The organism is Streptomyces huasconensis, assembly GCF_021028635.1.
Taxonomy (GTDB): domain Bacteria; phylum Actinomycetota; class Actinomycetes; order Streptomycetales; family Streptomycetaceae; genus Streptomyces; species Streptomyces huasconensis.
In genome coordinates this window covers 176908-197332 of sequence record NZ_CP086119.1, presented here as the reverse complement: position 1 = coordinate 197332, position 20425 = coordinate 176908, and the positions used below count along the sequence as shown (strand labels likewise).

Annotated in this window: 22 protein-coding genes and 1 tRNA gene; 11 read left to right on the top strand and 12 right to left on the bottom strand. The window is 71.5% G+C overall.

Features of this window, described 5'->3' with window-relative positions; genetic code table 11:
- Positions 1-32: 32 nt before the first annotated feature.
- Both J2N69_RS00895 and J2N69_RS00890 read right to left on the bottom strand, forming a co-directional pair.
- Entirely contained in the window at positions 33-881 is an 849-nt protein-coding gene (locus J2N69_RS00895) for an alpha/beta fold hydrolase (RefSeq protein WP_230898956.1), read from the bottom strand.
- Positions 878-1471 (bottom strand): TetR/AcrR family transcriptional regulator, encoded by a 594-nt coding sequence (locus J2N69_RS00890; RefSeq protein ID WP_230898955.1) that lies wholly within the window; start codon positions 1469-1471, stop codon positions 878-880. The genes J2N69_RS00895 and J2N69_RS00890 overlap by 4 nt, the downstream gene beginning before the upstream one ends.
- A gap of 193 nt (positions 1472-1664) precedes the next feature.
- On the opposite strand from J2N69_RS00890, the gene J2N69_RS00885 reads away from it, so the two are divergent.
- The gene (locus J2N69_RS00885; RefSeq protein WP_230898954.1) at positions 1665-2903 is read left to right on the top strand and encodes a cytochrome P450; all 1239 of its coding nucleotides are present in this window, start codon (positions 1665-1667) and stop codon (positions 2901-2903) included.
- 49 nt (positions 2904-2952) lie between these two features.
- Here J2N69_RS00885 and J2N69_RS00880 read toward each other — a convergent pair whose 3' ends face one another.
- The 7 genes from J2N69_RS00880 to J2N69_RS00850 all read right to left on the bottom strand — a co-directional run bounded on the left by J2N69_RS00880 (position 2953) and on the right by J2N69_RS00850 (position 8757).
- Positions 2953-4221 carry a cytochrome P450 gene (locus tag J2N69_RS00880; protein ID WP_230898953.1) on the bottom strand — a complete coding sequence of 423 codons (1269 nt, stop codon included), beginning with the start codon at positions 4219-4221 and terminating at the stop codon, positions 2953-2955.
- The gene (locus tag J2N69_RS00875; protein ID WP_230898952.1) at positions 4218-4832 is read right to left on the bottom strand and encodes a GTP-binding protein; all 615 of its coding nucleotides are present in this window, start codon (positions 4830-4832) and stop codon (positions 4218-4220) included. Before J2N69_RS00875 ends, J2N69_RS00880 begins: the two co-directional genes overlap by 4 nt.
- Complete coding sequence (locus J2N69_RS00870; protein ID WP_127912619.1) at positions 4813-5175, bottom strand: DUF742 domain-containing protein; 363 nt, start codon at positions 5173-5175, stop codon at positions 4813-4815. Before J2N69_RS00870 ends, J2N69_RS00875 begins: the two co-directional genes overlap by 20 nt.
- The gene (locus J2N69_RS00865; protein ID WP_127912618.1) at positions 5172-5591 is read right to left on the bottom strand and encodes a roadblock/LC7 domain-containing protein; all 420 of its coding nucleotides are present in this window, start codon (positions 5589-5591) and stop codon (positions 5172-5174) included. Before J2N69_RS00865 ends, J2N69_RS00870 begins: the two co-directional genes overlap by 4 nt.
- Before the next feature lie 118 nt (positions 5592-5709).
- A complete protein-coding gene (locus J2N69_RS00860) occupies positions 5710-7527 on the bottom strand; it encodes a sensor histidine kinase (RefSeq protein ID WP_230898951.1) in 1818 nt (605 codons plus the stop codon).
- A 347-nt stretch (positions 7528-7874) separates the two neighbouring features.
- On the bottom strand, positions 7875-8513 hold the full coding sequence (locus tag J2N69_RS00855) for a nucleotidyltransferase domain-containing protein (RefSeq protein ID WP_230898950.1): 639 nt from the start codon (positions 8511-8513) through the stop codon (positions 7875-7877).
- Between the two features lie 22 nt (positions 8514-8535).
- Positions 8536-8757 carry a hypothetical protein gene (locus tag J2N69_RS00850; protein ID WP_230898949.1) on the bottom strand — a complete coding sequence of 74 codons (222 nt, stop codon included), beginning with the start codon at positions 8755-8757 and terminating at the stop codon, positions 8536-8538.
- Positions 8758-8865: 108 nt separating this feature from the next.
- Here J2N69_RS00850 and J2N69_RS00845 point away from each other — a divergent pair, with 108 nt between their 5' ends.
- From J2N69_RS00845 to J2N69_RS00835, 3 genes are all read left to right on the top strand, one after another.
- Positions 8866-9021 (top strand): hypothetical protein, encoded by a 156-nt coding sequence (locus J2N69_RS00845; protein WP_230898948.1) that lies wholly within the window; start codon positions 8866-8868, stop codon positions 9019-9021.
- A gap of 135 nt (positions 9022-9156) precedes the next feature.
- On the top strand, positions 9157-10068 hold the full coding sequence (locus J2N69_RS00840; RefSeq protein ID WP_230898947.1) for a glutaminase: 912 nt from the start codon (positions 9157-9159) through the stop codon (positions 10066-10068).
- A 58-nt stretch (positions 10069-10126) separates the two neighbouring features.
- Positions 10127-10423, top strand: a complete 297-nt coding sequence (locus J2N69_RS00835) for a hypothetical protein (RefSeq protein ID WP_230898946.1) — start codon at positions 10127-10129, stop codon at positions 10421-10423.
- Positions 10424-10485: 62 nt separating this feature from the next.
- Here the strand turns inward: J2N69_RS00835 and J2N69_RS00830 are convergent, their stop codons facing one another.
- A complete protein-coding gene (locus tag J2N69_RS00830; RefSeq protein WP_230898945.1) occupies positions 10486-13422 on the bottom strand; it encodes a type 1 periplasmic-binding domain-containing protein in 2937 nt (978 codons plus the stop codon).
- A 550-nt stretch (positions 13423-13972) separates the two neighbouring features.
- On the opposite strand from J2N69_RS00830, the gene J2N69_RS00825 reads away from it, so the two are divergent.
- From J2N69_RS00825 to J2N69_RS00795, 7 genes are all read left to right on the top strand, one after another.
- Positions 13973-15271 (top strand): wax ester/triacylglycerol synthase domain-containing protein, encoded by a 1299-nt coding sequence (locus J2N69_RS00825; RefSeq protein WP_230898944.1) that lies wholly within the window; start codon positions 13973-13975, stop codon positions 15269-15271.
- A 37-nt stretch (positions 15272-15308) separates the two neighbouring features.
- Positions 15309-15584: an acyl carrier protein gene (locus J2N69_RS00820; protein ID WP_230898943.1), complete on the top strand. Its 276-nt coding sequence runs from the start codon at positions 15309-15311 to the stop codon at positions 15582-15584.
- A complete protein-coding gene (locus J2N69_RS00815; RefSeq protein ID WP_230898942.1) occupies positions 15581-16789 on the top strand; it encodes a beta-ketoacyl-[acyl-carrier-protein] synthase family protein in 1209 nt (402 codons plus the stop codon). The genes J2N69_RS00820 and J2N69_RS00815 overlap by 4 nt, the downstream gene beginning before the upstream one ends.
- Positions 16790-16811: 22 nt before the next feature.
- On the top strand, positions 16812-18062 hold the full coding sequence (locus J2N69_RS00810; protein WP_230898941.1) for a wax ester/triacylglycerol synthase domain-containing protein: 1251 nt from the start codon (positions 16812-16814) through the stop codon (positions 18060-18062).
- Between the two features lie 237 nt (positions 18063-18299).
- Complete coding sequence (locus tag J2N69_RS00805; protein WP_230898940.1) at positions 18300-18653, top strand: hypothetical protein; 354 nt, start codon at positions 18300-18302, stop codon at positions 18651-18653.
- 199 nt (positions 18654-18852) lie between these two features.
- Entirely contained in the window at positions 18853-19533 is a 681-nt protein-coding gene (locus J2N69_RS00800) for an alpha/beta fold hydrolase (protein ID WP_230898939.1), read from the top strand.
- Complete coding sequence (locus J2N69_RS00795; protein ID WP_230898938.1) at positions 19530-20030, top strand: hypothetical protein; 501 nt, start codon at positions 19530-19532, stop codon at positions 20028-20030. The genes J2N69_RS00800 and J2N69_RS00795 overlap by 4 nt, the downstream gene beginning before the upstream one ends.
- Here J2N69_RS00795 and J2N69_RS00790 read toward each other — a convergent pair.
- Together J2N69_RS00790 and J2N69_RS00785 are read right to left on the bottom strand one after the other, a co-directional pair.
- Complete coding sequence (locus J2N69_RS00790; RefSeq protein ID WP_230898937.1) at positions 19930-20190, bottom strand: hypothetical protein; 261 nt, start codon at positions 20188-20190, stop codon at positions 19930-19932. The two genes, J2N69_RS00795 and J2N69_RS00790, sit on opposite strands and share 101 nt — an antisense overlap.
- Before the next feature lie 126 nt (positions 20191-20316).
- A tRNA-Met gene (locus J2N69_RS00785) sits at positions 20317-20390 on the bottom strand.
- Positions 20391-20425 lie beyond the last annotated feature (35 nt).

The window sequence follows — 20425 nt, the reverse complement described above, 5'->3', positions numbered from 1 at the left end:
GCAGCGTGCTCGCCGGACCGCGATGCGTGCGCTCAGGTTCGGACCGGCGTACGGAGGCTTGCCGCGAGGAACTCGCCGTACGCGGCCGGGTGCGTGGTCAGTCCGACGTGCCCGCCCGGGAAGCGCTGGAGCGGGACACCGAGCCGTTCGGCCAGGCGCGCGGTCGCGCGCCAGGGCAGTTCGCCCTCCGAGTCCCGGCCGCCGGCGAGCACGATCCGGTCCGCGAGAGACCGCAGCCGGTCCATGTCCGGGGCGTACGCCATGAAGCTCGGCACGATGCGGCCGACGAAGTAGGGCAGGTCTCCCACCGTCCGCTCGGCGCGCGCCGCCGCCCGGGGCGGCAGTTCGAGGTCGGGCTCCGGCTCGGTGCTGTCGCTCTCCTTCTTCAGGCCTGCGGCGAACACGGTCATCGCCGGCATGATCCCCTGCGTGCGGAATGTCTCTCGCACACGTGTGAGAAACGCGCGATGTGCGGCGACGTCCGGCAGGACCTCCACCACCGGCGGTTCGTGTGCCACGACACGTTCGACGCGCTCGGGCCGGGTGGCGAGCAGGTGCAGGGCGACGATCGCGCCCGAGCTGGTGCCGAACACCTTCGCGGGAGCGTCGGGCGACAGCAGGTCCAGCAGGCGCAGGGCGTCGTCGGCGTGTTCGGCCACATGTTGCTCGGCCTCGGGGTCGTCCAGCGTGCTTCGGGATATGCCGCGCGGGTCATACGTCACCACCGTGTGCGCGGCGGCCAAGCGGTCCACGACGCCGTCGAATGCGGCCGCGCCGCCCGTCCCTCCCGGTATCAGGAGCAGGAGCGGGCCACTGCCCCGTACTTCGTGGTGCAGGGTCGCGCCGTTCACCCGCAGGCTGTCGGTGGCAGGGGCGGTCATGAGGAGTCTCCGTCTCGGGATGGGGGCCAGTGCTCAAGGAGGGTGTGCAGGGCGTCGAGGGAGCGGACCCAGGAGTGCTGCGGCGAGCGCTGCTGCGCGAAACCGCCCGCGGCCTCCAGAGCGACGAATCCGTGAAACGTGCTGCGCAGCAACCGCACCGCGTCGGTGAGATCGGGTTCGCTCAGTCCGTAGCCGCGCAGCATGCCGTAGGTCAGTTCCACCGCGCGTCGCGGGCCGGGTGCGGCCGCCGCCAGATCGGGGTCGATCCGGAGCGCGGCCTGGGTCGCCGCGTAGCGCCCCGGATGCCGGTGGGCGTACTCCCGCCAGGCGTTCGCGTAGGCGGCCAGCGCCTCCCTGCCCGCGCGCCCGGCGGTCGCCTCCGCGATGCGGAGGGTCTTCTCGTCCGCGGCGAGCAGCGCGATCCGCCCGCGCAGCTCCTCCAGGCCGCGGACGTGCGAGTAGAGACTCGCGTCCTTCACGCCCAGTCGCCGCGCGACCTGAGACATGCTCACCCGCTCGAAGCCGACCTCGTCCGCGAGTTCGGCGCCCGCGATCGTCACCCGCTCCGCCGTCAGTCCGGCCCGCACCATGCGCACTCCACCCTTCCTAGGGGCCTTAGGTTAAACCTAGGGCCCCTAGGAAGGGCAAGCGGCAGGGGAAGAACGGGGGGCGATTTTCGGCCAACGTTAGTGCAGTGCTCAACAGTCGGCCAGGACAAGGCTGGTTGGCCCCCGTGGTGATCAATAGCCTGGTGCGCGTTGCCTGTATCGACCAAGGAGCTCTATGTCCGCCGCGCAGCAGGTCCCCGAGAAGGCCCCCGACATCCTCTCGCCCGAGTTCGCCCGGGACCCGTACCCCGCCTACCGGGAGATGCGGGAAAGCGCACCGCTCTTCTGGCACGAGGCGACACAGAGCTGGATCATCTCGCGGTACGAGGACGTCGAGCGCGTCTTCAAGGACAAGGGTGCGCAGTTCACCACCGACAACTACGACTGGCAGATCGAACCCGTCCACGGCAAGACGATCCTCCAGCTCAGCGGCCGGGAGCACGCCGTGCGCCGCGCCCTCGTCGCGCCCGCCTTCCGCGGCAGCGATCTGCAGGAGAAGTTCCTGCCCGTCATCGAGCGCAACTCCCGCGAACTCATCGCCACCTTCCGGCACACCGGCACCGTGGACCTGGTCGAGGAGTACGCCACCCGCTTTCCCGTCAACGTCATCGCGGACATGCTCGGCCTCGACAAGGCCGACCACGCGCGGTTCCACGGCTGGTACACCACCGTCATCGCCTTCCTCGGCAACCTGGCGGGCGACCCCGAGATCGCGGCGGCCGGCGAACGGACCCGGGTGGAGTTCGCCGAGTACATGATCCCGATCATCCGGGAGCGCCGCGACCACCTCGGCGACGACCTGCTGTCCACGCTGTGCGCCGCCGAGGTCGACGGCGTCCGCATGAGCGACGAGGACATCAAGGCCTTCTGCAGTCTGCTGCTCGCCGCCGGGGGCGAGACCACCGACAAGGCGATCGCCAGTATCTTCGCCAACCTCCTGCTCCACCCCGAACAGCTCGAAGCCGTCCGGCAGGACCGCACGCTGATCGCCCGCGCGTTCGCCGAGACGCTGCGGTACACCCCGCCCGTCCACATGATCATGCGGCAGTCGGCGACCGACGTGGAGCTGTCCGGGGGTACCGTCCCCGCCGGGGCCACCGTCACCTGCCTGATCGGCGCGGCCAACCGTGACGAGCGGCGCTACCGCGACCCGGACCGCTTCGACATCTTCCGCGACGACCTGACCACCACGACGGCGTTCTCCGCCGCCGCCGACCACCTCGCCTTCGCCCTCGGCCGGCACTTCTGCGTGGGCGCCCTGCTGGCCAAGGCGGAGGTGGAGATCGGCGTCGGCCAACTCCTCGACGCCATGCCCGATGTACGGCTCGCCGACGGCTTCGACCCCGTGGAACAAGGCGTGTTCACCCGCGGACCGCAGTCACTGCCGGTGCGGTTCACCCCCGCGGCAGTCTGACCGCGGGCGGGGCGCCTGCCATCCGCGGCGGGCGGCGCCCCGCCCGACGTCAGTGCGTCACAGGTGTGAACTGCACCGGCAGCGACGTCAGTCCGCGCATCCAGATGGACGGCCGCCACGTCAGCTCCTCCGGCTCCACCGCGAGGACCAGATCCGGCAGCCGCTCCAGCAGCGTCTCGACCGCGGTCCGGGCGATGACGTCGGCCAGCAGCGGCGCCGGATAGGGGCAGCGGTGCTCGCCGTGGCTGAAGGACAGGTGCGCGGAGTTCTCCGGGCCGACGTGTGACTCGGGCCAGATCTGCGGGTCGGTGTTGGCCGCGGCGAGACCGAGCACCAGGCAGTCACCGGCCCGGATCTGCCGCCCGCCGAGCTGGGTGTCGCGCACCGCCCAGCGGCCGATGAAGTTCTGCGTGGGGGTGTCGAGCCACAGCACTTCGTTGAGCGCCTCGCCCACGCTCAGCCGCCCGCCCGACACGTTCAGGGCGAAGCGGTCGTCGGTCAGCATCAACCGCAGCGTGTTGCAGATCCAGTTGGCCGTCGGCTGCTGGGCCGCCGCGATGATGGAGATCAGGTCCTGGACGATCTCCTCGTCGGTGAGGCCCGCCGGATGCAGCAGCATCCGCGAGGTGACGTCCGCGCCGGGCTGCTCCCGCTTCTCCTTGACCAGGCGCTGGATGCGCTCGCCGACGCGCATGTACGCCGCCACGGGGTCGTCGCCCTCCGCCGCGTCGAGCGAGATCCGCAGGTCCTCCACGAGCTGCTGCGTGTCGGTACCCGTCTCCGGCATGCCGCACATCTGCACCGCGGCCCGCATCGGCAGGGCATGCGCGTACGCGCTCATCAGCTCCGCCTGGCCGCTGCCGGCGAACTCCGCGATCAGCCGGTCGGCGATCCGCCCGCTGTCCCGGGCGAGTTCGAACTGGTCGACCCCCTCCAGCGCCTCCGTGATCACCCCGGCCCGCCGCCGGTGCTCCTCGCCCTCGGTGAACAGCACCGAGGGCTGGTAGCCGACGAACGGCATCAGCGGCCAGTCGGCGGGGATGTTCTCCCACTGGTTCCAGCGGCGCGAGTCCCGCGCGAACAGCTCGTCATGGCTGGTCACATAGCTGACCTCGGCGTAGCCGAGCACCAGCCACGCGGGCACGTCCCCGTCGAGCAGCACCGGTGCGACCGCGCCGTGCTCACGGCGCAGGGCGCGGTACAACTGCGCGGGCGTCTGCTGGTACTCCAACCCGCCCAGGCGTACGCCGCCCGCGTGAGCGGGGCACCCCGGGGGTGGGGCGCTCTGCTCGAAAGGGAATCCGGTCGGCTCGGTCACGGTGTCATCTCCTGGGCCATGGCCAGTTCGTAGAGGTGGTCCACGAGGGTGATCAGGACGTCCTTGCCCGACGACCTCACCCGTGCGTCGCAGTCGATCAGCGGCACATGGTCGGGCAGCGCGAGCGCCTGGCGGATCTCGTCCAGCGAATGCGTGAAGGGGTCGTCGTCGAACCGGTTCACCGCCACCAGGAACGGCGTCTTGTGGTGTTCGAGACGGTCGATCGCGTACCAGGAGTCGTCCATCCGCCGCGTGTCGACCAGCACCACCGCGCCGAGCGTGCCGGAGAAGAGCCGGTCCCACAGGAACCAGAACCGCTCCTGGCCGGGAGCCCCGAACAGGTAGAGGACCACGCGCTCGTTGAGGCTGATCCGGCCGAAGTCGAAGGCCACCGTTGTCGTGGTCTTGCCCGTCACCTCGGACGTCTCGTCGACGCCGACGCCGGCCTGCGTCATCACTTCCTCGGTGTTCAGCGGACGGATCTCGCTGACGGACCGCACGAGCGTGGTCTTGCCGACCCCGAACCCGCCTACGACGACGATCTTCAAGCCGGTCTCGGCCGTGTCGGAGAGAGGAGTACGGGAGGGCAGCTCAGAGATTGCGGAGTCCATGGAGCACCTCCTTGAGAAGGGCGGAATCGGGCATCGAGGCGACCGAGTCGGCCGCGCGGGGGTGACGAGCGGTGATCCGGCCCATCGCCAGCAGGTCACCGAGGAGAATCCGCACCACGGTGATCGGCAGCTTGAGCTCCGCGGCGATCTCGACCACGGCCGACGGATGCCGGCACAGTTCGAGGATGCGTACATGCTCCGACTGCATGCCGGCGGTGGGCTCGCACTCGCTCACCACCAGCGTGACCAGGTCGAAGGAGTCGTCGTCGGCACGGCTGCGGCCACCGGTGACGGTGTAGAGCCGGTCCGGATCACCGGTGTCCACGGGCCTGCGCGGCGTCACGAGGCCCCGCTGTCCGCGTCCTGGGCGCGCGGCTCGGCACGCAGGTGCTCCCCGATCTGCTCGACCAGCTCGGTCATCTGGTGGCCCACCACTCCCGGGTCGGCGTTCTCGTCCGCGATGACCGCCAGGTGCGCTCCCAGGCCCGCCTCGACGATGAAGAGCAGTCCACCGTGGAACTCGGTCATGGAGTGCCGGACGCCACCGGTTCCGTCGCCGAACTCCGCGGACGCGCCCTGGGCCAGGGCCTGGATACCGGAGCAGATGGCCGAGAGCTGGTCGGCCTGGTCGAGCGTCAGGTGTTCGCTCCAGCACAGCTTCAGGCCGTCCCGGGAGAGGACCAGGGCGTGCCGCGTACCGGGAGTGCGCTTCAGAAGGTTCTGCAGGAGCCAGGTCAGGCTGTTGTCGGTGGTCTGCATGGTAGGTGGGGCGCGGTGTGGCGGGCATGCCCGGGCACCGGCCCGTGCCTCCAATCTTACGATCTTGAGCGGGGGAAGGGGGCGGCGCCGGACCCGGGCGCCGTGCGGGGGCTTGGCTCTACTCGGCGGGCGAAGGACCGGGCTCGGTGCGGAAACCGGGCTCGGCCGGGGCTTCGGGCGCCGTCGGGAAACCGGGCGCCGCGCCACCGGCACGCCGCGCGCGGTGGAAGGCCCCGAAACGGGAACCCGCGTCACGGGGCTGCCGCCCGGCCTCGCCGCCCTCGGGCGCGGCGGCCGCGTCGGAAGCCGCCCTGCGCTGCCGGCGTTCGAGGTCCGCCTCGGCCATGGTGCGACCGGGGGCGCGTACCGGCAGGCCGTTCGGCGTGGCGGCGGGGCGGACCTGCGGCGGCTGCGGGGCCGCCTGGACGGCGGGCCGTACGGGGGGCGCCACCGGGGCCGACGGCGGCTCGGGGGCGGGGCTGGCCTGCGGGTACACGGGGATCTCCTCGGCCGCCGGGGCGGGCTCGGCGGGCAGCGGCGCGGGCGTCGGCCCGGCGTTGCGGACCGCGGGCTGCTGCGGGGCGGGATCGCGCTGCTGGGCGAGGAGCTGTGGGGGCAGCAGGACCACGACGCCCGTACCGCCGCGCGAGGACGGGCGGAAGTTGACGCTCATGCCGTACTTGGCGGCGAGGCGGCCGACCACGGCCAGACCGAGGCGGGTGCCCTGGAGCGAGGCCAGGTCCGTCACCTGCCCGGAGACGGCCTCCTCCGCCCGGCGCATCGCCGCGTCGGCCATCTTCAGACCGCTGTCCTCGATCGTCACGACGATCCCGGCGCTGCGCTCCTCGACGTAGACGTGCACCTCGTCGATGGGCGGGGAGAAGTTCGCCGCGTTGTCCATGAGTTCGGCGAGCAGGTGCATGACGCTCTCCGCGGCGAACCCGGCGACCGCCACGGTCGTCGAGCAGTGCAGCCGCACCCTCTGGTAAGCGGAGATGCGGCCCACGGCACCGCGCAGGATGCTCTCCATCACGATCGGCTTGTTCCACGCGCGACTCGACCGGCCGCCCATCAGCAGCGCCAAACGGTCGGTCATCAGACCGAGTTGGGACGTGCTGTGGTCCAGCCGCAGCAGGTCGCCGAAGACCTCGACGCCGTGGCGCTCCTGCATGTCGCGCAGGTCGGCGAGCATGCTCACCGACTTGGCCTGTACGCGGCTGAGCGCCTTGGCGGAGGCGGCCTGCGCGGCGGCGGCGCGGCGCTCGCTGTGGGCGAGTTCGCGGACGAACGATTCGGCGGGCACACGCAGCAGCGGGTTCCGCGGCCACCGCAGCCCGGCCAGGACCGTGTCGGCGGAGGCGCCCTCGCGCAGCTGCTCGATCGCGGCGGGCATCGTGACCTTGGTGAGCTCCTCGAACTCCTCGGTGGACTGCGCCAGCTGCCCCTGCGCCTGATCGCGCTGCGCCTGGACGGCACCGGCCTGCCGTACGGACTCCTCCACCACGGACGCGAACACCTGGAGGATCTGCCGCAGTTGGGCGTCCGACGGCACAACGGTGTGCGCGAGGGCCTCAGCCGAGCCCACGCCGTCGCGAAGCTGCTTCACGAGCGTCGGGAGGGTGACGTTCACCAGATGCGCGGCCTCGGCACCCTGGCGCCCCAGTTGGGCCCTGACCGCGTCGGCGTCGGCGCGCTCGTCCTCGGCCGTCCGACGGCTCCGCCGGACGGCCGACGAACTGACGATCAGGCAGATGGCCAGACAGACCCAGCCGACCAGGATCGAGGCCAGGGTCCAGCCGCGGGCGTCGGCGGGCGCGACGGCACCCGCTGTGGCACCGGCCCCACCGGTCACGACCAGCACGACCAGAGGCACGGTCCACGCGGGGCGCCGCGCCTTCGCTATTCGGCGCGGGCTGGGAGGAGCAGGCACTGACATTCAGCGGTCCCTCGGTCCTTGAGTGCAGGAGAACAACGGGCCGACCGACTCCGCGTCGGTCGCGGGACCGGAGGGGAACGTCAAGAGGACGTCGATCTTCCGGACCACACATCACGCCATGCTAGCGATGCCGGGCAGCGCTCAGGCCGGGGAGGTGGAACAGCGCGCTCCGGTGACGAGTTCGTCGTGATCTCGCCCCCTCGAACAAGTGTCAGTGGTAGAGGAGTTCGACTCATTTCGGTACGTCGAGACCGGTCTCGACGCCCGGCGGCGGGCAGCGTCCTGCCGCCACCGCGCGCCGGACAGATTCACCGAAAGATCACGTTTTCTCCACCGCGCTCGCCTGGCTACGTCCCCAGCTCGGCCGGCCACGGATGGCCGGGGTGCACGCGCTCCAGCCACTCCCTCAGCACACGTCGCCGCGCCCGGCCGAGCAGCGGCACCACACCTTCGAAGTCCGCCTGGTCCTTGGGCCGCCGTGCCTTCGCCTTGAACAACAGCACCAGCTCCGGCATCAGATACGGGACCCCCTCCGCCGTACGCTCGATGATCGCGTCGTAGGGCAGGCGCAGGCTCTCGTCCCGCCGGCAGATCCACGTCCCTCCCTCGTGCGGCTCACGGAAGACGTCGAACAGGAACTGACCGGTCGCCGGATCGCGGAGCCACGTCTGGTGCGTTGCCGCCAGCGCCTCGGCTCCCGCTGCCGCCCAGACCCGACCGGAACCCACCGCGTCGAACACGTACTCCGGGAAGCGGTCCCGGATCTCCGGGTACGCCGCCGCGGGCACCGCGATCTCCAGATCACCGTGGGGCCGCGTCTGCTCCCCGCGGAACAGGTCCAGCGCCCACCCCGCCGCGACGCACCAGGGCGCGTTCACCCCACGCAACCGCTCCGCGACCTGCTCGGGGCGCCAGGCGTCCACCCACCGGGCGTCGAGTTCGCGCGGATCGGGTGCGGAACCGCCGGGCGGCAGGGATGCGGTCATCGGTAGGCGCCGGGGCCGGTGCTCAGCTGTCTCCCGGCAGGCGGAAGTAGACGGTCCCCGACCGCCAGGGGCCGTGCTCGGTCGCCTCCGATTCGATCACCACGTCCTGGACCTCGACGGGCCCCAACGCCTCGATGGCATCGGCCAGCCGCCGCAAGAGCGCCGGAACGCTGTCGCAGCCCGGGCCGGCGGGGTTGGCCTGCGAGAAGTGGCGCACGGTCCAATGCCGCGGGGTTTCATTCACCAGTAGATCGTACGACCGGCCGCCACCTGACCGGCGGGACGGACCGCCGCCCGGCAGAAGAAGAACAGGGGCGGTGGTCGGCATGGCGGGGCCTGCACCCTCTCCTATGTGGCCGCCCTCGTACTCACCGCACACCTGCTGCGCAGGGCACAGCAGCTTCACGTAGACGGCGGCCCGTGCCCGACCGCCGTCGTGCTTGGCGCCGGGACGCTCACGGGGTACGCCGCCCTGACCCGCCTGATGAAGGTCAGGCCGGGCGCCTGACGCCGGAAGTCGACATCCCGGACAAAAGAAGCTCTCGGCCAGGGGCTATCCTGTGGCCGCGGCCGACGGCGCCACCCCGCGACCAGCGGTTTTTCCGTCGGATCGGCCGCGTCGTACGTGCAGAAAGCGCAGGTTGTGGACTACCAGGCCGTTCTCCAAGAAGTCGCCGCCTTCGCCCGGCCGCTGGTGGGCCGCGGCCAGGTGGCTCAGTACATCCCGGCACTCGCGGACGTGGACGCCGAACGTTTCGGCATCGCGGTCGCCGACGTCAACGGCGAGGTGCACGGGGTGGGGGACTGGCAGGAGCCGTTCTCCGTCCAGTCCATTTCGAAGGCATTCAGCCTCGCGCTCGTCCTCGCGGAAGGCGGCGAGCGGATCTGGGACCGGGTCGGCACGGAGCCGTCCGGCAACCCCTTCAACTCCCTGGTCCAGCTCGAGTACGAGAACGGCATCCCGCGCAACCCCTTCATCAACGCCGGTGCGCTGGTCGTCACGGACCGGCTGCAGAGCCTCACCGGAGACGCGGGCACCACGATGCTGGAGTTCCTGCGCGCGGAGAGCGGCAACCCGGATGTCGCCTTCGATCCAGTCGTGGCGGCCTCCGAGGCCGAGCACGGCGACCGCAACGCGGCGCTCGCGCACTTCATGGCCAGCTACGGCAACCTCGACAATCCCGTGACCACCGTCCTCGAGCACTACTTCCGGCAGTGCGCGATCCGCATGAGCTGCCGCGACCTCGCCCTCGCGGCCGCCTTCCTCGCCCGGCATGGAGTACGCAACGACGGCACGCGCCTGCTGCCCGCCCGCGAGGCGAAACAGGTCAACGCGGTCATGCTCACCTGCGGTACGTACGACGCGGCGGGCAGCTTCGCCTACCGCGTCGGCCTGCCGGGCAAGAGCGGCGTCGGCGGCGGCATCGTCGCGGTCATCCCGGGCCGTTGCACCCTGTGCGTCTGGAGTCCGGGCCTGGACACATACGGCAACTCCGTGGCGGGAGTGGCGGCACTCGACCACTTCACCACGGTGACCGGTTGGTCGGTGTTCTAGGAGATCCGTCGCTCACGGCGCGTGACCGGTTGTCAGTGGCGGCTGTAAAGCTGGAGCGATGAACGGAGACGAGCAACTGCTGCGCGGCCGGGTCTACGGCCGTGATCATGAGGACGACGACCCGGGCCCACTCCCGGACCGGGCGTATGCCGCGCTGGTCGGCGGGCCACTGGACGGGCTGCTGCTGGACATCGAGGACCGGCGGCCGGAGGAGATCGACGACGGCGTCGCCCTGCCCACCGAACTCGGACGCTTCCCCGGCGGCCGCGCGCTGTACGACCCGCGCCCGGGCGAGCCCCGCACGCCGGGCCCGGGGGCGACGTGCCGCCTCTACCACTCGGGCGACACGCCCTGACCACGGCCCCGACCATCACGGCCCCGCCTGATCCAAGACGGCCCGCGCGCTTCCGGTGTCGATCACTTGGGCGACGTCGTCGCCGGGATGCGGCACTGCTTCAGCGTGAGCGGCCTGATGTCGCCCGCACTGCGGCTGCACACCTCCTGGGAGTCGTACATGTCGCTGCCCTTCTTGCGCCGGACCTCCACCAGCGCGATGCTGTGCCCCTCGCGTTCCTTGTACAGCGGGGCCTCGGTGAAGTCGATGGTGCCCGTGGCCAGGGACTTCACGCTGACGTTGCGCAGGTTCACCCAGGTCGCCGCGCGGTTGTGCGGGGCTTTGCCGGCCGCGGTGTGCAGGGCCTTGGTCGCGTCGTGCGAGAGGGCCGCCTGTCCGCTGGAGAGCAGGGGGTTCTTCTCGTCGACCTCGCCACTGAAGGTCTCGGGGAACGCCTTCTCGGTGTCCGCGTAGAAGTCCGTTTCCCCCCGGCCGCTCAACTTCGCCAGGGTCACGTGGTACAGCGTCACGTTGGGGCCCACCCGGTCCCTGTCAGGAGCGAATCGGGCCTTGGAGAGGTCGTCCCCGGTGAGGATCGTCATGTCCTTGTCGCAGCCCTTTTCCTCGCTCAGCTCACTCATCAGCGACCGGAGATCCTCGACACGTCCGGCGAAGTAGATGACCGTGGGAACCTTTCGCTCCTGGCCTCGACAAATGGTCGCGGCCTGATCACCCATCTGGGGCGTGCCGTTCGGCACTTCGTATTCGAGGGTCGCCTGCATCGTGAAACCCTCGTCGGCCAGCATCCGCCGTCCGAATGTGGCCTGGTCCCGTGTGTAGGCGTCTGTACGTCCCTCCCTCTCCTTGCGCGTTCCGTTCCCCTTGTTGGGCTGTTTCCGGGCCAGCACGAGCGCGAATTGCTCACTGCGGTGCTTGCGCAACTGCTGGGCGATCAAGCTGAGTTGCTTGGCCTGCCAGTCGTCGGGCGCGGCGAGACTGAACCAGTTGGCGAATTTCCTCGGCAGCTCGGAAGAGGAATTGGTGCCCGACACCACGGGAAGCCCGGCTTCCGCGAGACGTTCGACGGCCTCCTTGCCGGAGCGCAGATTCCGCCCCATGCCGACCACCCCGATCAGGGAGGAGTCGGTGTCCGCATAGGCGGCGATCTTGTCGGCCATGGTGACCTGGTGCTGCATGTCCACGCCGCCGTTGGCCACCAGGACACGCAGCTTGCGCGACGACGTGTCGTTGATCGCCTTCTGGGCGACATGCACCCCGGCCAATTCCTCGATGCCCTTCACGGGCGAAGGGGCACCGTCCGGATCGGAACTGAGCGGGCCCGCGTACACCACGGTCACGAATGGACCCGAGCCTTCCTCCACTTCCTCGTTCTCGTCCCGTACGGCTTTCTCCAGTTCGGCGACGGTCCACGCGACGGGTCCGGCCCCGGCACTCCCGGGCGCTTTCTCGTCCTGCTTGTCCGAGAGCCAGTCGGCGAAGCGCACCTCACCGGTGGCCAGCCCGATGCACTCCATCTGATTGCCCCGCCCGGATTCCTTCTTCTCCGTGTACTTGTTCGCCGTGAGGAATGCGGCGGAGCAGTGTTCCCTGTCCAACGAGAGGGCCCGCCAGCCCATCAGAGCCGCGGCGACACACGCGACCAGTGCCAGCGAATGCAGGGCCCAGACCACTCGGGCCACCGTGGGGCGGTTCGACGCCTTGACGCAGTGCCGGTCGCGCTCACGCAGCACTCGCAGCTCGTGCGACGGCAGCGGCAGCGTCAGCACCCACGGCAGGGTGCTCCCCCCGCTGGGCGACTGAGTGCTCCGCAGGCTCGCCGCCCAGTCCCGGTACCGGACGCGCATCCGGCTCAGCCCCTCGGCTCGCGCCACCCCGAGCCCCGGGGCACCCGTGGTCCCCCTGCGGGGCTTGAGGCGTTCGACGTCGCGGACCGCCACCCCGGCCAGCACCAGCAACGGGTCCAGTTCGCTGCGTCGACTGCGTACGTCGCTGATGGCCCGGATCAGCTCGATGCCCCCGTTGGAGGCGCTGATGCGCGGCAGGAACAGCAGCGGCGGACGCGAGCGCTTGAATCCGCGCAGGTCCCAGCTCCACCGGGTGTGGCCGTCGCGCAGATCCTCCAGCATGGCCAGGACGTAGAGCTGAATCCTGGACCCCTCGCGCTCGTCGAGGAGCCACCCCGCGACGTCGTAGGCACGCGACGCGATCGCCTTCCAGGAGCGGACCGGTCGCAGAATCGACGTGTCCGTGGGCTGCTCGCGCGAAGCCACCGAGAGGAAGGTGGTCGTCAGGAACCACTTGCTCTCCCTGCGCAGCCAGAGGAACAGCGGCGCACGGCCGGGCACGTGGTTGAGCAGGATCAGCACCAGCAGGATGCCGAGGCCCCAGGCCAGCGAGGCGTACCACTCGCTGCGCGCGAACAGCGCCCCGAGGCCGGCCACCACGCTCGCCGGCAGGACGTTCCCCATGTCCACGAAACGCAGCCCGAAGCCGGTGCGCAGCCGGGCGCGGGAGCCGGGCACGGCGACCGGGCGCCACCGCTGTTTCGCCAGCTGCTTGAGCAGCTTGCGCTGTGTCTCGGCCGACTCGGGGGGCTGGCGCCCGTCCTCGCCGCGCGGCCACTCACCGCCCTCGCTGCGGGCGGCGTCCTCGATGGCCTGGATGAGGTGCAATCGCGGGAAGGCGTAGCGGCGGTAGAGGGCCGAGCGGCGGCCGGGGGTGCGGGTGCGGTCCCAGCCGCTCAGGTCCCGCAGCAACGAGGCCGCCCGCGCCGTCGGATCGTCCCCTTCCCCGCGCGCCTCGGGGTCGACCACGGCACACCAGCTCCGGTGCTCCCGCTGCACCTCCGCCAGCTCTTTGACCAGAGAGAAGACGGCCCTGTCGTCCGCGTCGTCCTCGGCATGCACCACGACGACCGGCATCGGCGGGTCACTGGTCCGGAATTCGTGAATCCGGTCCTCCAGCTCCTGCTGGACGTCGATTCCGGCCTCGGTCGACATGGAATGCCCCGCTCGGCACTCCCGTGGTTTGCTGTTCCGCCCCCTGCTCATATCAACCCCCCGTGGCAACGGCGAAATTGAGGATAGGCGGCTACCGCGCGAAGCGCAGCGTACTCGGCGCGGGAGGGGCCCAAAAGCACTACACGCCGACCGATTGCCATGGGCACCGCGCCTCGATCCATGGGGTCCGAGTACGGGGCAATTCCTGCGCCTCGGAAATCCGGCCGCGGCATGATTCCCACCGCGCACGGGCGCGCATATGAGTACGAGTACGCGAACTGCCGCCACCGGAGCGGCCCTTCTGCCGTCCGACGCAGCGTACGGCTCGGACGGTTGTGCTGATCCGACGGGCCCGGTGGGCAGGTCAGCCCTGGTGGGGAAGGTGCGGGGCGCGGATCAGCGGCCCCTGAATCCCACCTCGCGGGCGCGGAGCGGCAGTTGAGCCAGCCCTGTACAACGGGCATCCCGCCAGCGAGGTTACTCACCGGATAAGCACGGTAACCGTGCGTGTAGGCTGCTCTCGTTCCCAGGAAGGAGGGCGACCTCTCGCATGAGACTGTCCTGTGCCGACGAGATGCTGTTGCTCAACGGATGCCCCGGCGTCATCGGGCTGGCGGTGGTCTTCGCCGGTGAGCAGCCCGACGTGGAGCAGGCGCGGGCGCGCGTCGCCGAGAGATGGACCGGCCTGGAACGGATGAACTGTGTGCTCGACCGCGCGCCCGGCGACGCCGGTACGCGGCGCGGCGGACTGCTCGGACGGCGGGGACGCGCACGGTGGGCCGTGCCCGGACCCTTCGACCCGGCCGTGCAAGTCGAGGTGGCCCCCTGCAAGTTGGACGACCTGTGGGCGCAGAGCGTGGACCGGCCGATCGGGGGAGCGGCCCCGCCCTGGCGGCTCTTCGTGGTGCCCGACACGGCGCACGGCGGCAGCTTCGCCCTGGCGCTCCTGGCCCAGCACGAACTGCTCGACGGACGGTCCCTGTCGACGCTGATGCGGTCACTGATGGACACTCCCGCGACTTCCACGACTTCCGCGACCACACGGGAACCGGCGCGACCGGCGCCGCTCACCCGCACCGGGCTGCGCGCCGCGGGCAAGGAGCTGCGGGCGATGGCAGCCACCGGACAGGCCCTGCCCGCCAGGGCGCCCCAGGAGACGTACGCCTCGGTGGCCGTATGTGAACTGCCCGCGCACACGGTCCGGTCCGCCCGCCGACAGCCCCCCGACGGCCGCGGCGCCACGCTCAACGAACTGCTGGTCGGCGCGGTGGCCGGCGCCCTGCGAGCCGAGTACGGGCCGGTGCCCGGGTGGCGGCAGCGCGAGCAGCCCGTCTACACCGCCGTACCGTGCGACCTGCGTACCCGCGCCAACCCGGGAGAGCTCGGCAACACCCTCACGGCAGTCCGGGTTCCGTTGCCCGTCGGGGTGGACAGCCCCGTCGCACGGCTGAGGGCGGGCCAGGCGGCGCTGGCGACCGTCCCCCAACGGGCCGCCGTCCACGCCGACGTGCTGTTCCCCGCCGCGGAAGCGGTTCGGCGGTCAGGGCCATGGGTGACCAGGCTCATGACCGGCAGCGGACGGCGCTCATGCTTCGCGGCGACCACGACCACCGCCATGAAGTGGTCCGGCGGGGCGAGCACCTTCCAGGGACGCCGACTCGTGCGCACGGTGGGACTGCCGCCTCTGCGGCACCCCGGCACCGCCGGCTTCGCCCTCGTACAGGCAGGGGACGCGATCACGCTCACCGCGGTGAGCAACGCCCGCCCGGACGAGGCGAGACGACTGGCCGGCGCGGTCATCACGGAATTCGAGACATGGGCTCGGACGGCGGAGACACCGTCGGTCTGAGCCGGCCCTGACAGCACCAGAGGATGGAGGCAGTTGCATGGATGGGGAACACGGCGACGTATGGGCGGCGCTGCGCCCGCTCAGCGCGCGGGTGATGTCGGTGCCGCTGGAGGCGGTCGTGCCGCAGGCCCGGCTCGTCGCCGACCTGGGCGCCGACAGCCTGGACATCACCGAACTCGAAGCGGCGACCGAAGAGGTCTTCGGGGTCTCCCTCAAGGGCACCGACAAGTCGGGGGTGTCCACCGTGGGCGACGTCGCCGACCTCATCGTGCGGCTGCGCGCGTGTGAGGCCCACAGCCCCCTCGCCCGATGAGCCGCCGACCGGCCGTCGCCGTCACAGGACTTGGCGTCCGCTGCGCCGCCGGTGCGACTCCGGCGGCGCTGTGGGAGAGCCTGCTCGCGCGCCGTCCGGCGATCTCGCTGCACACGTTCGACGACGAGGGCACCGTCGTGGGCCCGGCCTCCGCGATGACCGGCTTCGACCCGGCCGGCTACCTCTCGCCCAAGGAGGTGCGGCGGGCCGACCGGTCGGCGCAGCTGGCGGTGTGCGCGGCCGCGGACGCGGCGGAGGACGCCGGAGGACTCCAAGTACCGCCCGGGCGGCGGGCCGTGGTCACCGGGACGGCCTACGGCGGGGTGGTCAGCCAGGAGGACGGCATCGGGCGGCCCGACGTCCTCTACGTGCCCCGGCTGATGAACAACGCGGGGGCCTACTGGGTCGGCGCCCGGCTCGGCATCACCGGCCCCAGCCTGACGCTCTCCACCGCCTGCGCCTCCGGTACGCACGCGGTAGGCGAGGCGATGCGGATGATCTGGTCCGGGTGCGCGGACGTCGTGCTGGCGGGAGGACATGACAGCGCGCTGACCCCCACGACGGCCCAGGCCTTCGGGCGATCCGGCGCGATGGTCACCGAGACCGACGAACCCGCTGCCGCGTCACGGCCGTTCGACGTCGCGCGGCGCGGCTTCGTCCTCGCCGAAGGGGCCGCGTTCCTGGTCCTGGAGCGACTGGACCACGCCCGGGCACGGGGCGCCCGGGTCCACGCCACCCTGACCGGATACGGGCGCAACTCCGACGCCCACCACCTCACGGCACCGCACCCCGACGGCGAGGGCGCCCGGGTCTGCATGGAGCAGGCCCTCGCGGACGCCGGTACGACGGCGCACGCCGTCACCCACGTCAACGCGCACGGCACCGGCACCGAGCTGAACGACCTCGCGGAAGCCCGGGCCATCGCCGCCCTGTTCGGCCCCGCCGCGGTGCCGGTCACCGCTCCGAAGGCGGTGACCGGGCACGCCCTGGGGGCGGCGGGGGCGCTGGAGGCCGTGATCACGGCCCTGTCCGTACGGGAAGGGCTCGCGCCGCCGACCGCGTCGCTCACCCGGCAGGACCCCCGGTGCGCCATCGACGTCGTCACCACTGAGCCGCGCAAGATCTCGAACGGGCCGGTGATCAGCAACAGCTTTGCCTTCGGCGGCCACAACGCCTGCGTCGTGTTCGACGCACCCCATGACTGAGTACTGAAGGAGACTGCGGAGCATGAGGCTGACGGCCGTCGAAGAGGGGCACCTTCGCAACGGACTGCCCGGCACGATCGGCATCGCCGCGGTGTTTCCCGGAGCGCGGTTCGACCTGGCGCAGGTCCGCTCCCGCGTCCAGGAGCGGTGGGGCGGGCTGGACCGGATGGGGCTGGTCGTCGAGCTCCCCACCGGGCCATCGGCACTGCTGGGCCACCGGTGGGCCGTGGGCCGGCCGTTCGATCCCGCCGCGCACATCACCGCCACGGACCAGGAACTGGAATCCGTGTTCGCCGACGGCGTCGGTCACCCGCTGCCGCCCGGACGACCCCCCTGGCGGCTGCTGGTCACACCGGACGCCATCGTGCTGCTCGCCCATCACGCCCTGCTGGACGGCCGGTCCCTGGAGACCCTCTTCCGGGCGCTGATGGACGATGCCGTACCGCCCCCCGCCTCCGGCCAGGCCGCGGCACACCCGCCCGCGATGCCGCGGCAGCGGTCGCGCGGCCAGTACAGCGGCATCGGCAGGGAGTTGCGCCGCATCGGGGTGCCCGGCCAGCGCCTCCCCGTCGTTCCCCACGGTGCGGCGCGGCCGTCGGTGGCCGTGGTCGAACTGGACCCGCAGGTGATGCGCGCCGCGCGCTGCCAGCCGGCCGGCGGACGCGGGGCGACGCTCAACGAACTGCTGCTGAGCGCGTACGCCGGTGCCCTCCGCGCCTGTTACGGCCCCCTGCGCTCCTGGCCCGCGGGACCGACCCCCTTCTACGCCACCGTCCCGGTGGACCTGCGTACCCGAGCCGACGCCCAACGGCTCGGCAACGGCGTGACCGCGCTGCGCGTCCCGCTGCCCGTCGACACCGAGTCGCCCGTCGCCCGCCTGGAGACGTGCCAGGAACTGGTCGCGGCGTTCCAGCACCGCAGCGACGCCCACCGCACGATCCTGCCCACACTCCAGGCCATCGCCCGTACCGTGCCGTGGCTGGCGGGGGTGATGGCCAGGAACCTGGCCCGACCCGAGGCGACCACGAGCCTGTGCACCGCCTTCAAGTGGCGGGGCAGTCCCAGCCACTTCCTCGGCCGCCCCCTCTCGCGCGTCGTCCCCATGTCCCAGCTCGCCCCGCCGGGCACGGCGAACCTCTGCCTCGTCCACACCGCCGACGCCTACACGCTCACCGTCGTCAGCCACCTGGGCCCGGGGGACGCCCGGATGCTCGGCGAGGCCGTGGCCCAGGACCTCAAGGCGATCGCGGCGGCGGGTACGCCCACCGGGTAGCGCTTCCGCCCACCCCGAAGAAGAGCTGGTGGCGGCCGCCCGCAGCGTCCCCGCCCTGCGCAGACGAAGTCGTCGGCAACCGCACGACAGGTTTCGTTCCTGCGATACCTGGGCGAAACGGCCTCCTGGCAGAGCGTCGCAGTCGAAAGCACACGGAAGCGCTGAGTACGGCGTTCCTCTGCTCATGAGTACCCGCCCCCATGCCCCGGGCCGTGTGGAGGCGACACAGTGGTGGTCATGACCGCACCCGACACCACCTCCCGCGTCGCTCCGGCCGCGGCGGCGACCGACCCGTTCATGCCGTCCACGTCAGTGATCAGGGTCTTCGCCGCCCTCGGCCTTCTGCTGCTCGCCGTCACTTCTGTGCTGTTTGTCACGATCGTCCTCAGGCAGGCGTACAGCGGAGACGGGGCGAGCGGTCCCCTGGTGGACGTGGCCCAGCTGGCGATGGCGTTGTCCGCGATCGCGGGGCTGTCGGCGCTGTGCCTGCCCGGCACCGCCATGAGCCACGCGGCCCGGCGCGGCACGGTCCGGGCGCAGTACGTGCTGGCCGTCGGCGGCCCCATGCTGGCCGCCGTCGACTTCGCCTGAAGTCACCCCGCCGCGGCCAGGTGCAACCGGTGGGCCAGCGCCCACAGCCGGACGGGAGGGCGCGGGCCGGTCCACCGGCTCGGGGCCGTGTCGGCCACGCCGACGCGTTCCATGTGATGGTGGAGGAGTGGATCAAAGGATAGACGCCGGAATTTTCAGCCGCGGGTTCGGGGCGCCACCGCGCGACGGTGCCCCGAACGTGGTGCTCGTACACGGACTTGGACTTTCGGGGCGGTACTTCGTGCCCCTGGCGCGCCGCCTGGCCGCGAGCGGGACGACCGTCCTGGTTCCCGACCTGCCGGGCAACGCGCGTTCCCGGGCCGCCGCGCGCCGCGCGCTCGACGGCGAGCGGCTCGCCGACGCCTTGGCGCACTGGCACCGGCGGCTGGCCCTGGGGCCGACCTGTCTGGTGGCCAACTCGGTCGGCTGCCAAGTGACCGCTGCCCTCGCCGCCCGCCACCCGCGCCTGGTGAGCCGGCTGGTCATGGTCGGCCCGGCGCTCGAACCGGGGACACCCGGGCGGCGCCAGGTCGGCCGGCTTCTCGCGGACGCGCCCCGAGAACCCCTCTCCCTGATTCCGCTGGCCGCGACGGACTACCTGCTGACCGGGCTCCTGCGCTGTGCAGCTTCATTCCGCACCGCCCTGCGCGACGCGGCCGAGTCATTCGAGGGGAACCTGACCCAGGTCCACGTGCCGACGCTCGTCGTCCGGGGAGCGGGTGACACCATCGCCTCCGCCGCCTGGGTCCGGCGCGTGGCGCGTACGGTCCAGGACGGCCGAACGGCCGAGATTCCGGGCGCGGCCCACGCGGCCCACTACAGCGCGCCGGACGCCATGGCGGCGCTCATCGAGAAGTTCACGCTGGGAGATCCCTCATGAAGCCCTCAACGACGTCGGACCCGGCACGGCCCCGGCGCTCGGAACGCCCCTCGCCCTGGCTGCGCCTGCTGCCCGGCATCTCCCCGAAGCGCCGCGGATTCATCCTGGCCTGGTGGGGCTTCGCCCTCACCTTCGGCGGGATGCGCCTGCTCACCTGGCTCATCCACATCGACGTGGCCGGGGTGGGGGACCTCCAGGCCGGAGGTGTGCACCTCCACCACTACGTGTGGGGCATCCTGCTGCTCGCGGCGGTGGGCGCGGCGGGCCTCGCCGAACGCTCGGCGCGGGCGCGCGCCTGGATGGGCCTCGCCTACGGGGTGGGCCTCGCCCTCATCGTCGACGAGGCCGCGCTGCTGATCAGCCTGGAAGACGTGTACTGGGACACCGAGGGCGGCGTCAGCATCGCCCTGGCCATCGCGGTGATCGCCGTCGCGGGCAGCGTCCTGGCGATGACGAGGGGACGGCGCGCCTCCAAGGCGGACCGGGGCGAGAGCTGAGCAGGTGGCGCGCAGGGGGGTGGGTATCCGCCTGGCCGACACCCGCGCCCAGGGCTGAGAGCAATGTCCCCACCCGGACCTCGGCGGTGGTGACGCCTGGAGTGCGCCAGGTGCCATCGCGCGCCATCCAGTTGCGAAGAAGTGGCTGCAACCGGTCCATGGCCTTGGCGAACCTGGCTTCGGGGGTGCGGCGTTCCTCGAACCAGAAGAGCCCGCAGCCGGGACATCAGGGACACCAGATGCTTCCGGCCCCTCCCGATGTCGTATCGGAAGGGGCCGGTTCTCGTAGCGGGGACAGGATTTGAACCTGCGACCTCTGGGTTATGAGCCCAGCGAGCTACCGAGCTGCTCCACCCCGCGTCGGTGAACCCCACCCTACGTCAGGTGAACGGGTG

Excerpts from the sequence above, each read along its gene's own strand:
- J2N69_RS00810 (WP_230898941.1), top strand. The coding sequence starts at position 16,812 with ATGAGGCTGACGGCCGTCGAAGAGGGGCACCTTCGCAACGGACTGCCC.
- J2N69_RS00875 (WP_230898952.1), bottom strand. The coding sequence starts at position 4,832 with ATGGACTCCGCAATCTCTGAGCTGCCCTCCCGTACTCCTCTCTCCGAC.
- J2N69_RS00890 (WP_230898955.1), bottom strand. The coding sequence starts at position 1,471 with ATGGTGCGGGCCGGACTGACGGCGGAGCGGGTGACGATCGCGGGCGCC.
- J2N69_RS00855 (WP_230898950.1), bottom strand. The coding sequence starts at position 8,513 with ATGACCGCATCCCTGCCGCCCGGCGGTTCCGCACCCGATCCGCGCGAA.
- J2N69_RS00830 (WP_230898945.1), bottom strand. The coding sequence starts at position 13,422 with ATGTCGACCGAGGCCGGAATCGACGTCCAGCAGGAGCTGGAGGACCGG.
- J2N69_RS00795 (WP_230898938.1), top strand. The coding sequence starts at position 19,530 with ATGAAGCCCTCAACGACGTCGGACCCGGCACGGCCCCGGCGCTCGGAA.
- J2N69_RS00790 (WP_230898937.1), bottom strand. The coding sequence starts at position 20,190 with ATGGACCGGTTGCAGCCACTTCTTCGCAACTGGATGGCGCGCGATGGC.
- J2N69_RS00865 (WP_127912618.1), bottom strand. The coding sequence starts at position 5,591 with ATGCAGACCACCGACAACAGCCTGACCTGGCTCCTGCAGAACCTTCTG.
- J2N69_RS00825 (WP_230898944.1), top strand. The coding sequence starts at position 13,973 with ATGAGACTGTCCTGTGCCGACGAGATGCTGTTGCTCAACGGATGCCCC.
- J2N69_RS00835 (WP_230898946.1), top strand. The coding sequence starts at position 10,127 with ATGAACGGAGACGAGCAACTGCTGCGCGGCCGGGTCTACGGCCGTGAT.
- J2N69_RS00895 (WP_230898956.1), bottom strand. The coding sequence starts at position 881 with ATGACCGCCCCTGCCACCGACAGCCTGCGGGTGAACGGCGCGACCCTG.
- J2N69_RS00815 (WP_230898942.1), top strand. The coding sequence starts at position 15,581 with ATGAGCCGCCGACCGGCCGTCGCCGTCACAGGACTTGGCGTCCGCTGC.
- J2N69_RS00860 (WP_230898951.1), bottom strand. The coding sequence starts at position 7,527 with ATGTCAGTGCCTGCTCCTCCCAGCCCGCGCCGAATAGCGAAGGCGCGG.
- J2N69_RS00820 (WP_230898943.1), top strand. The coding sequence starts at position 15,309 with ATGGATGGGGAACACGGCGACGTATGGGCGGCGCTGCGCCCGCTCAGC.
- J2N69_RS00805 (WP_230898940.1), top strand. The coding sequence starts at position 18,300 with ATGACCGCACCCGACACCACCTCCCGCGTCGCTCCGGCCGCGGCGGCG.
- J2N69_RS00885 (WP_230898954.1), top strand. The coding sequence starts at position 1,665 with ATGTCCGCCGCGCAGCAGGTCCCCGAGAAGGCCCCCGACATCCTCTCG.